This is a genomic window from Frankia sp. ACN1ag (assembly GCF_001414035.1).
GTDB lineage: Bacteria > Actinomycetota > Actinomycetes > Frankiales > Frankiaceae > Frankia > Frankia torreyi.
Genome location: NZ_LJPA01000069.1, coordinates 1 through 10,273 on the forward strand (window position 1 = coordinate 1; position 10,273 = coordinate 10,273).

Here is a 10,273-nt window from a genome sequence, read left to right on the forward strand (position 1 = left end):
GGACCGTTCCGCGTCGACACCGTCTTCGTGGACTTCCCGTTCCGGGAGTTTCCCGTGCCCTGACCGGCCGGATCGCCCACCTCATAGCCGAGATGCTCCGTCATCTCGACCTGCAGGACACGTTCGAGGACAGCCTTCGTCATCTGGTTCAACAGGCCATCGACGCCGTCGATCGGTGTTCCGGTCGCTTTCGCGTCCTTCAACAACGTGTCGATCGCCTCCGGTGCGAAAGCATCGGCGATCCTCTTCGCCGCCGCTTCGTCTTTTGTCCGAAGCGTCGTGCTCTGTGTCATTCGGTGTCCCTTTCCAACCTACCCGATCAAGGTAGATCGATCCTGGTCCACCTCCGGCTTACACAGTCGTCATGACACGCCCCCCCGCGCGCAAGGCCGACGGCCCGCCGGTCACCGTCCGGGTCGTCGAGTACACCGTGCACACCACCCCCGCCGGTGGCGGCACCGCCTCGGTCTCGGAACTGTTCTGCCTGGTCACCGACCTCCTCGACGTCGAGGAGTACCCGGCGCTGGACCTGGCCTGCGCCTACCCCGACCGGTGGGGATGCGAAACCGTGATCGGCCACCACAAGACCGACATGGGCGAAGGTCAACCCGTCCTGCGTAGCAAGGACCCCGAAGGCGTCGCCCAGGAGATGTGGGCGCTGTTCGCTGTCTACCAGGCGATCCACCAGCTCGTCGGTACCGCGGTCGACGCCGCCGGGATCCCGCCAGGCAGGATCAGTTTCCCGCACGCCCTGGCCGCCGCGACCGACACCGTCACGGCGGGCTTTTCCCCCTCACCAGCGTGACCTCGCCCTGGCCACCTTCCTCCTGAAAATCCTCCAGCCCTCCACGTTCGTCCGCGACCGGCCCGACCGGACCAGCCCCCGACGGACCAAGAAAGCCGGCGACTTCCCCACCCGCCGTCCCGGCGAACCCAGCGTCGTCAACGTCAACCGACGCATCGAACTCCACTGCCTCGACCGACCACGATCCCCTTAAAGCAACGCCATTGGGTACTCGTGGGGTTCCGCGGAACCGGCCCCGGCCCGACTCCAACCCACGGCCCGACTCCGACTCCGGCTCTGGCTCTGGCTCTGGCTCTGGCTCTGGCAATCATGGTGTTTCCGGCCGAGCCCGACCCCGGACCCCACGCTCGGCCGGTTCCGCGGAACCGGCCCCGCGGCTGGGACGAAACCCGGCCCGCGACGAATCCCATTCAAGTACCGATCTACGCCGCTACGGCACAGAAAATACCTACGCCGCTACGGCACAGAAAATACCTACGCCGTTACGGCACCAGAGCTAGCGCCCGCAGCCGCGTTGCGACAGGTGGCGAGGGCGGTCAGCCAGTGTGTTGCGGGGGCGATGTCGGACACGACCGGGAATCCGGCCGGCGGGGGCGGGCGGTCCACCATGATGACGGGCAGGCCGAGGGCGCGGGCGGCGGTGAGCTTGGCGGCGGTCATCGCGCCGCCGCTGTCCTTGGTGACGAGAACGTCGATGGCGTATCGGCGCAGCAGCGCCGTCTCCCCGGCCACGTCGAACGGGCCCCGGTCGAGAATCACCTCGAGCCGCGGCGGCAGCGCGCCGGTGGGGGCCTCGACGCAGCGGGCCAGGAACCAGGGGCGGTGCAGCCCGGCGAACAGCGCGAGGTCGCTGCGACCGGTGGTCAGGAACACCCGCGGGCAGGGATCGGCCGCCGTGCCGCGCCGGGGCGGGACGAACCGGTCGATCAGGTCCGTCAGAGTAGGCAGGGACGGCACCCGGCGCCAGTCGTCGCCGGGCTGGGCAGTCCAGCCGGGGCGGCGCAGGACCAGCAGCGGCACGCCGGTGGCCGCGGCGGCCGTCGCGGCGGAGGCGCTCATCCGGGCGGCGAACGGGTGGGTCGCGTCGACCACGGCGTCGATCCGTTCGGAGCGCAGCTGCTCGGCGAGGCCGGCCGGTCCGCCGAACCCGCCGATGCGGACCCGGCAGGACGGCGGCACCCGCGGCTCCCGCACCCGCCCGGCCAGCGAGTAGACGACGTCGAAACCACCGGCCTCGGTTAGGGCGAGGGCCAGCCGGCGGGCCTCGCCGGTGCCCCCCAGCAGCAGCACCCGCAGCGGCACCGGGGGTGCCGGGCGCGCGGATAGTGCCGGGCGCGCGGATAGTGCCGGGCGCGTCGATGGCGCCGCCGTGGGGCCACCGGCGGCCTCCCCGGCCTCCCCGGGCGGCACGGATCCCGCGGGGTCGGTGCCGTTCACCGTGGATCGGCCGGGTCCAGCTCGCCGGGCACCGAGGACCAGCCCGTGGCGGGCGCCGGCTGGCAGCCGTCGGGGGCGAAGCGCTGCGGCGAGTAGAGGAAGCTGTCGCGGAAGCCCGCGGCGGCCAGTGCCCGACCGACGATGATGACAGCGGTCTTCGTGAGGCCGGCGGCCCGGGACTGCGCGGCGATGTCGGCGAGCGTGCCGCGCAGCACCACCTCGTCGGACCGGCTGGCCCACGCGACCACGGCCGCCGGACAGTCCGGGCCGTAGCTGGGCACGAGCTCCTCGACCAGCGACTCGATGCGGTGCACGGCCAGGTGCAGCACGAGCGTCGCCCGGGACCGGCCGAGCGTCGCCAGATCCTCGCCGGGTGGCATCGGGCTGGACAGCACGGCCGTGCGGGTCAGCACGACACTCTGGGCGACGCCGGGAACCGTCAGCTCCCGCCGCAGCGACGCGGCGGCGGCGGCGAACGCGGGAACCCCGGGGGTGACATCGTAGGGGACGCCTGCCGCGTCCAGCCGCCGCATCTGCTCGGCCAGGGCGCTGTAGAGGGACGGGTCGCCCGAGTGCAGGCGGGCGACGTCCTGGCCGGCGGCGTCGGCGGCGCACAGCTCGGCCGTGATCGCGTCGAGGGTCAGCCGGGCCGTGTCGACGAGTCGCGCGCCGGGCGGGCAGTGGGACAGCAGCTCGGCGGGGACGAGGCTGCCGGCGTACAGGCAGACCGGGCAGGCGGCGATCAGGTCCCGCCCGCGCACGGTGATGAGGTCGGCGGCGCCCGGCCCCGCCCCGATGAAGTGCACGGTCATCCGCGCTCGCCGTCCCGGGCCCCGTGGCCGTCCGCCGCGGGGAACACGGTGACCCTGGGAGCGCGGCCCGCGGTGTCGGCGGGCTGCCGCGGGATGTTCGGCACAACGGGCAACGCTAGCAGCCCCGACGCGGCGGATCTGCGGATCGCCGGCCGTCTCGCCAGGGTAGGGCGGCCCTGCCGGAGTGGGCCCGCCCTGCCGACGTCTCCCCACGCGCGGATGTCGTCTGGCTCGCCGATGTCGTCCGGCTCGCCGGCGCCGGCCCGCGCGGCTCGGCGGGTGCGCAGGACCCGAGCCACCCGCTGCCACAGCAGCAGCGCCACGCCCAGGGTGAGCGCGCCGCGGGCGCTGATCGTGTACAGCACGAGGCCGCCCTCGTACTGCAGGATGCCGGCGACCAGGGCGAGCAGCCCCAGCAGGGCCGCCGGATGGCGCCGGCGCCACAGCGCGCCCTCCGTTCGGGCCAGGAGCAGGCCGCCCAACCCGGCGAGAATGACCATCCAGACCGGACCGCCGACCGGCAGCAGCTCGCCGAGCTGGGTGGGGAGCCGGTCGAAGGCGCTGGTGATGCCGTAGGTGCCGGACAGGCGGACCTTCAGCGACCGTGATTCCAGGGCGGTGCTCAGCTTGTCGGGGGCGAGGAAGCGCGGGACGGCGATCATCACGTCGTCGCGTAGTGTCACCGGGCCAATCGGTGGCGATCCGGCCCGGAGCTGGTGCAGGATGATCGACGGGTAGGAGTTGCCGTCCAGGCGGACCCCCAGGTCGCCGATGCCGTGCCGGTTGATCCCCCGCTCCGGTTGGGCGAGTGCGCCGCCCAGCGCCGTGACTCGTTCGCCGACGCCGGCCCCGGCGCCGAACACCTGCCGGCCGGAGTCGGCCCGTGCGCCGTAGATGACGAGGTAGGACAGGAGGATCAGGCTCGCCACCCAGGCGAGCTGCCGGCCCCGCACGGGAACCCCGGTCACGGCGAGCAGGTACAGCACGACCGCTGCGGAGATCGCCACCGGTAGCCGCTGACCGGCGAGGGTGTGCAGGGTGCACTGGACGGTGAGCACCGGGATGAGCCAGCGTCCCCGCGTCCGCACCAGCACCGCGAAGCTGGCCAGCGCGAGGCCCACGACGAGGAACTGCGTCGCGAATCCACCGGCGAGGTACTGCCCGCCCGACTCGGTCCCGGGGTCCGTCCCAGCCGCTGTCCCCGCTCGCCCGGCGGCGGTCACCGCAACCGCGGCCACGGCGAAGACGACCAGGAATCTCCAGTCGTAGAAATCCGGAACGCCTGCCCGAAAGGATGCCCGGTCCGGTGCGCCGCGGGTCGCCACCCGATAGGCGCCGGCGAAGGAAAGAAGGGCGACGCCGACCAGAACCGTATAGGAGGCGATATCCGAATCGGACGTCAGAAGTCGGTTGTCGCTGTACACCGGCGCGACGGCCTGGAAGATCTCGGTCGCGCCGTGATAGGCGGCGGCGGTGCCGACAAAAAGCAGACCGAGGCTTCTTTTGGCCTGCTGCCACCGCCGGTACACGAGGAGAGGAACGGCGAGTCCCTGCAACAGCAGTCCCAGGGCGAGCGCAGCCGACACCGATGACCTCTCATCCCCGTTCGCGCGCCTTTTCGGTGAAACCTGACGCTATGCCTCCCGGACGTCGCCTCGAGGTGCCCGCCGGACCTCGACGACGATAGCCGCCGAACGCTCCCTGAATGGCGTGATGGCCGAAGGTCCGGTTCTCGGCGAGTCGGTGTGGGCCCAGCTCCTACCATCGGTGCTGACCTGATCGGCCGCGGAAACGCTGATTCCAGCCTGATTCGGAGAGGTTCACCCGAACTCGTTGGAAATGCCGTTGATGTGGCCATCCTGGGGTGTCGCGCGGCCGGTTCCGGGATACGCTCGGGGGTGTGGACCGGGTCGCCGCGCGTGCCGCGCTCCAGCAGCGCAGGGCGGNACTCTATCGGGCGGCCACCGATCTCTTCGCCGATCTTGGCCTGGCCGAGATCTCCCTTCGGGACATCGGGGCCCACGCCGGGGTGGAACCGGTGGAGTCGGTCCGGGACTACCTTGCCGGGACACTGGAGCGGGACGTGTGGGAGGTGCCTCTCTCCGTGCTCGTCGACGAGTTCTTCCGGGTCATCAACAGCGCTCTGGCGGCGGCGGGCCCGTCGGCGGCGGAAAGACTGTCGGCTCTTGTCCGCGGCACCATGAGCTACTACCTTCGCTACCAGACGACCGCCTTGTTGCTCCGTTATCGGACGATCGGGCGGGTGGGGGAGCGGTTCTCGATCGGCGAGCAGGTGGTCGAGCGCGGCGCCAGCCAGCTTTTCGGCGAGATCATCCAGCAGGGGGTGCGGGAGGGCGTGTTCCGCACGCCCTTCCCGGCCGACGCGCGGCGCAGCATCGAGGCGGCCGGCACGGCCGCGCTGGAGTGGTACGACCATACCGGCCCCGTCCAGCCCGACGAGCTGATCGAGCGTTACGTGCGCCTCTCGCTGGCCACCGTCGAGTTCATCGGGCTGCGCTGACCGGACATCAGGCGCGTGTCCGCGGCCGGCCGAGGGCCATGATCTCGGGAGCGTGTCGCTGGGCCGGGACCTCGACGATGCGCTTGCCCGTCCGGTCGGGCATGACCAGCGGGATCGGCTCGCGGACGGGCATCGGCGCGTCCCCCCGCACCACGACCGTCGCGGCGAGCAGCTCCTCGAGTGCGGGCGCCGCCGCCGGATCGGTGGCCGCCGGCCCGGTGAAGACCGCGCAGAGGAACCATCGCGGCCCGTCGACGCCGACGATCCGGGCGGGAACCGGACCCGACTCGACGTCGATCGGCAGGTGCAGCTCGGGGCCGCGCGGCCCCGGCCGGCAGGCGTCCGGGTCGTCCGGCGCCGTCGCGGCGAGCAGGTCCGCGCGGATCGTGGCCCACAGATCCTGTCCCCGCGGTGCGGCCAGCACGGACAGCTCCAGAGCGGAGGAACCGTCGGTCGCGACCAGCGCCGGCACCGGCCCGTCGAGCGACAGCCGGATCCACGTACCCGTCACGCGTGGGATCAACAGCGCGCCGAAGTCCCCCCGCTGCCGGCCGTCATCGGGCCGGGCGGCGGCGTCGTAAGGTCCCGCGACGTCCGGCCCGTCAGAGGCGTCCGGGCCGGCAGGAGAGTTTGGGCTGGCAGGAGAGTTTGGGCTGGCAGGAGAGTTTGGGCTGGCAGGAGAGTCCAGGCTGGCAGGAGAGTCCGGGCCGGGCCCGGACGGTGGGTCGGCGTCCCCGCGTGCGGCGCCGATCCGGCCGGACCCGCCGGCTCGCGCGGCATCGCGTCGCCGCCCCCGCATGAGTCGTCCACCGAGCATCGTCGACCACCTCCCGCCCGAAGCTTGTAGTGATCGTGGCGTGACGCCGGGTAGGCGCGCCGAGATTCTCGTGGGAACACCCCGTCCCTGCGCTGGTTTTGCCGCAGGCGTGGTCATTTGGCATAAAAACCCGGAAAGGTGCATCCGGCGGGCTGTGATCTGCCAACCTCGGCGTGTGCTCTCGACCTCCGGTCCGCCGCGCTCCATCGAGGACCTGCGGCGTCTCGAACACCAGGCGGCGCCGCTTCGGTTCCGGTACTTCTGGGGCCAGCGTCAGGCCGTCGCGGACGGCACGGGAGCGGGCTGCCTGAGCCTGCGCTGGCCGGCCCGCTTCGCGGTCGACGGGGTCGACTACCCCAGCGCGCAGCATTACGTGCTGGCGCGCAAGGCCGGGCTGTTCGGCGACCAGGCCGCCGCGGAGGCGGTGCTCGCGCTGCCGGCGCCGATCTCGCTGGCCGCCATCGGCCGACGGATCCGCGGCTTCGACGAGGCGGTGTGGGACCGTCACCGCTACGCCGTCGCCCTCGCCGCGAACTCCGCGAAGTTCGCCCAGAACGCCATCCTGCGCACCTACCTCGCCGGCACCGCCGGCCTCGTCCTCGCCGACATCAGCCCGCGGGATCGCGTCTGGGGGATCGGCTGCGACCGTGACGACGATCGGGCCGGCCGGCCGAGCGCCTGGCCCGGGCGCAACCTGCTCGGTTTCGCCCTGATGGAGGTCCGGGACGCCCTGCTGGCGGCGGCCGCGGCGAGGTGACCTGCCCCGAACGGCGTGACCTGCCGGCCTAAATCGCGTAACGGGATGGTCGAAACGCGGCGAGTCCGGGACCATCGGAGGCGTGTCTGTTCCCAGCCAGAGCCAGAAAGCGTCGCTGCCCAAGTCCTGGACGGTCTCCGAGTCGCTGAGCGGGGGGATGAAGCTCCCGTTCATCGTCGGCCTCGACGATTCGGACACCCCCTACGACGTCGTCGACGCGCTCGCGCTCGCTCCCTTCACGACCGGTGAACAGCCGTGGGCCCGCAGTGCGCGGGTGGACCGGCTCCGCCCCGGAGCGACCCTGTTGCCGCCCGGAGCGCGGGTACTGCGCTCCGTCGTGGAAGAGTCCCGTGACTCCCGGCTGGCCGTGGGAGAGGGCTGGACGGTGCGGTCCGTTCGCTGGCGCGGTGGCGGCGGCGAGGTCACCGTGACGGCGGTCAGCGAGCAGCTCGCCCGGGGTGTGCTCGAGGACGTGCTGCGCTCGTCCGCGGCCGAGACCGGCTCGGACAGCTCCGTCAGCATGGGTTTCTGGTATCTGTCCGGCCAACGTGGGCCGATCCGGACCAGCCGGCGGACCGCGACGACGAGGTGGTCGTCGATCCGGGGCAACTATGCCTCGGCGGCACGTGACTCCCTCGACAAGCTCATGGCCATTCGCCGCGACAACGTGATCGGCCGGCTGATCCTGCTGCACGGGCCGGCCGGGACGGGTAAGACGACGGTGCTGCGCGCGCTGGCCAACGAGTGGCGCTCCTGGTGCCAGGTCGACTGCGTGCTCGATCCGGAGGCGCTGTTCGCCGACCCGGCCTACCTGATGGAGGTCGCGATCGGCTTCGACGACGACGGCGACCCCGACAACGACTCCGCGGACGCCGGCGACTCCGACGCCGACGGTGCCGGCGACTTCGACGCCGCCGCGGGCGGTGCCGTCGGCGGCGGGGACGGCGGCGAGGGTGACCGGATGGGCCAACCCGCCGTGCGCCGCTGGCGGCTGCTGGTCATCGAGGACTGCGACGAGCTGATCCGCGGGGACGGCCGCGGTTCCGCCGGACAGCAGCTGTCCCGGCTGCTCAACCTCACCGACGGGCTCGTCGGCCAGGGTCGGGAGGTCCTCGTCGCGCTGACGACCAACGAGGACCTGTTCCGGCTGCATCCCGCCGTCGTGCGGCCGGGCCGGTGCCTGGCCCAGATCGAGGTGGGCGCCCTGCCCCACGCCGAAGCCGTGTCCTGGCTCGGCTCGACCGACGGGGTCGGCTCGACGATGACGCTCGCGGAGCTGTTCGCCCTGCGCGACGGCCGCGGTCTGCCCCGCCCGACCGGCGGCGACACCCGCCACGGCCTGTATCTGTGAGGCGAGGGCCGCCCGGGAACGCCCGGGCGGCCCGGTTCCGTGGCCGGCTCGGTTCCCCCGGCCGGCACCGGCGCCGGCCCCGACGCCTGGAGGCCCCGACGCTTGGAGGCCCCGACGCTTGGAGGCCCCGACGCTTGGAGGAACAGCGCGGCCACGGCAGGCAACGTTAGTGTGCCGGCGAGCGTCCTTCACGGTGGGCGCCGCAGATCGCGGCACGCGACAGGCCGGATCGCACCGAGGGACCGCCGAATCCGGCTATCACCGCTAAGGTAAGCCGCAGTGGGGTCAACCGGTGCATTTCGGCTCGATAGCGGGTAGACCGTTATCGGCTGGTCCGATTGCGCAGCCGGCGTGTCCGTATGCTGCGGCCGCGTTCTCGGTGCGTCTCGGACGTCTCGGGTGGGAACGCGCCGACCTGGGGAAACGTCGCGTTTGGCAACCTTGTGTTCAGCTTTGTGGGGAGTGATTGTGACGGCGGTGCGAACCGGATCCATCGCCGGGCAGCGGTCCGCCGAGGTGCGCCGCGCCTCGGCGATGCCGGTCCTGGCCAGCCGGGTGGATGCCACCGGCGAGCAGGCCCGGCGCAACGCCGAGGGGCACTGGCACGCCGTGACCGATCTGCAGGAGCGGCTGGCGGTCGCGGCCGTCGGCGGTTCGGAGCAGGCCCGGGCGCGGCATGTCGCCCGCGGCAAGCTGCTGCCCCGGGACCGTGTCGACGCGTTGCTCGACCGCGGCAGTCCCTTCCTGGAGCTGTCCCCGCTCGCCGCGAACGGGCTGTACGACGATCCGGTGCCGGGGGCGGGCATCATCACGGGGATCGGGCGGATTGCCGGCCGGGAATGCGTGGTCGTCGCCAATGACGCCACCGTGAAGGGCGGCACCTATTACCCGCTGACGGTGAAGAAGCACCTGCGCGCCCAGGAGGTCGCGCTGCACAACCGGCTGCCCTGCGTCTATCTGGTGGACTCGGGCGGCGCCTTCCTGCCCCTGCAGGATCAGGTGTTTCCGGACCGGGAGCATTTCGGGCGCATCTTCTTCAACCAGGCGCGGATGTCGTCGCTCGGCATCGCCCAGATCGCCGCGGTGCTGGGTTCCTGCACGGCCGGCGGCGCCTACGTCCCGGCGATGGCGGACGAGGCGGTCATCGTCCGCGACCAGGGGACGATCTTCCTGGGTGGCCCGCCGCTGGTGAAGGCCGCGACCGGGGAGGTGGTGACGGCCGAGGAGCTCGGCGGTGGCCTGCTGCATGCGCGCACCTCGGGGGTGACGGACCACCTGGCCGAGGACGACGCGCATGCCCTGCGGATAGTCCGGTCGATCGTGGCGAACCTGGCGCCGCGCGCGCCCCGGCCGTGGGCGGTCGAGCCCGCCGAGGAGCCCGCCGTGGACCCGGCCGGCCTGTACGCGGCGGTGCCGACGGATTCGCGGACGCCGTATGACGTGCGGGAGGTGATCGCGCGGGTGGTGGACGGGAGTCGGTTCGCGGAGTTCAAGCGGGAGTACGGGTCGACGTTGGTGACCGGGACGGCGCGGTTGCATGGTCATCCGGTGGGGATCGTGGCGAACAACGGGGTGTTGTTCGGCGAGTCGGCGCTCAAGGGGGCGCATTTCATCGAGTTGTGTGATCAGCGGGGGATTCCGTTGGTGTTCCTGCAGAACATCTCGGGGTTCATGGTGGGGCGGGAGTACGAGGCGGGTGGTATTGCGAAGCACGGGGCGAAGATGGTGACGGCGGTGGCGTGTGCGCGGGTGCCGAAGTTCACGGTGGTGATC

Annotated in this window: 10 protein-coding genes; 5 read left to right on the forward strand and 5 right to left on the reverse strand. The window is 72.1% G+C overall.

Annotation, left to right across the window (positions count from 1 at the left end; genetic code table 11):
• The coding region (locus tag UK82_RS30215; protein WP_173667379.1) for a transposase at positions 1–293 on the reverse strand (293 nt) is incomplete at its 3' end.
• 71 nt (positions 294–364) lie between these two features.
• Between UK82_RS30215 and UK82_RS30220 the strand changes: the two genes are divergently transcribed.
• Positions 365–805, forward strand: a complete 441-nt coding sequence (locus tag UK82_RS30220) for a hypothetical protein (RefSeq protein ID WP_055410832.1) — start codon at positions 365–367, stop codon at positions 803–805.
• Positions 806–1,279: 474 nt separating this feature from the next.
• Here the strand turns inward: UK82_RS30220 and UK82_RS30225 are convergent, their stop codons facing one another.
• The 3 genes from UK82_RS30225 to UK82_RS30235 all read right to left on the reverse strand — a co-directional run bounded on the left by UK82_RS30225 (position 1,280) and on the right by UK82_RS30235 (position 4,640).
• Positions 1,280–2,095, reverse strand: a complete 816-nt coding sequence (locus UK82_RS30225) for a cobalt-precorrin-6A reductase (RefSeq protein WP_083507446.1) — start codon at positions 2,093–2,095, stop codon at positions 1,280–1,282.
• Between the two features lie 143 nt (positions 2,096–2,238).
• Positions 2,239–3,054 carry a precorrin-4 C(11)-methyltransferase gene (cobM, locus tag UK82_RS30230; RefSeq protein WP_044888490.1) on the reverse strand — a complete coding sequence of 272 codons (816 nt, stop codon included), beginning with the start codon at positions 3,052–3,054 and terminating at the stop codon, positions 2,239–2,241.
• Positions 3,051–4,640 (reverse strand): hypothetical protein, encoded by a 1,590-nt coding sequence (locus tag UK82_RS30235; protein ID WP_201784266.1) that lies wholly within the window; start codon positions 4,638–4,640, stop codon positions 3,051–3,053. Before UK82_RS30235 ends, cobM begins: the two co-directional genes overlap by 4 nt.
• A 518-nt stretch (positions 4,641–5,158) precedes the next feature.
• Between UK82_RS30235 and UK82_RS41140 the strand changes: the two genes are divergently transcribed.
• Positions 5,159–5,575, forward strand: coding sequence for a hypothetical protein (locus tag UK82_RS41140; RefSeq protein ID WP_255354388.1), 417 nt, complete (start codon positions 5,159–5,161; stop codon positions 5,573–5,575).
• Between the two features lie 7 nt (positions 5,576–5,582).
• Here the strand turns inward: UK82_RS41140 and UK82_RS30245 are convergent, their stop codons facing one another.
• Positions 5,583–6,599, reverse strand: a complete 1,017-nt coding sequence (locus UK82_RS30245; protein ID WP_313949847.1) for a DUF3710 domain-containing protein — start codon at positions 6,597–6,599, stop codon at positions 5,583–5,585.
• Here UK82_RS30245 and UK82_RS30250 point away from each other — a divergent pair.
• The 3 genes from UK82_RS30250 to UK82_RS30260 all read left to right on the forward strand — a co-directional run.
• Complete coding sequence (locus tag UK82_RS30250; RefSeq protein WP_044888487.1) at positions 6,568–7,149, forward strand: NADAR family protein; 582 nt, start codon at positions 6,568–6,570, stop codon at positions 7,147–7,149. The two genes, UK82_RS30245 and UK82_RS30250, sit on opposite strands and share 32 nt — an antisense overlap.
• 82 nt (positions 7,150–7,231) lie before the next feature.
• Positions 7,232–8,500: a DUF5925 domain-containing protein gene (locus tag UK82_RS30255; RefSeq protein WP_055410836.1), complete on the forward strand. Its 1,269-nt coding sequence runs from the start codon at positions 7,232–7,234 to the stop codon at positions 8,498–8,500.
• A 534-nt stretch (positions 8,501–9,034) separates the two neighbouring features.
• A partial coding sequence (locus UK82_RS30260) for a carboxyl transferase domain-containing protein (protein WP_083507447.1) occupies positions 9,035–10,273 on the forward strand: 1,239 nt, incomplete at its 3' end.

Excerpts from the sequence above, each read along its gene's own strand:
- UK82_RS30220 (WP_055410832.1), top strand. The coding sequence starts at position 365 with ATGACACGCCCCCCCGCGCGCAAGGCCGACGGCCCGCCGGTCACCGTC.
- cobM (WP_044888490.1), bottom strand. The coding sequence starts at position 3,054 with ATGACCGTGCACTTCATCGGGGCGGGGCCGGGCGCCGCCGACCTCATC.
- UK82_RS30245 (WP_313949847.1), bottom strand. The coding sequence starts at position 6,599 with ATGGAGCGCGGCGGACCGGAGGTCGAGAGCACACGCCGAGGTTGGCAG.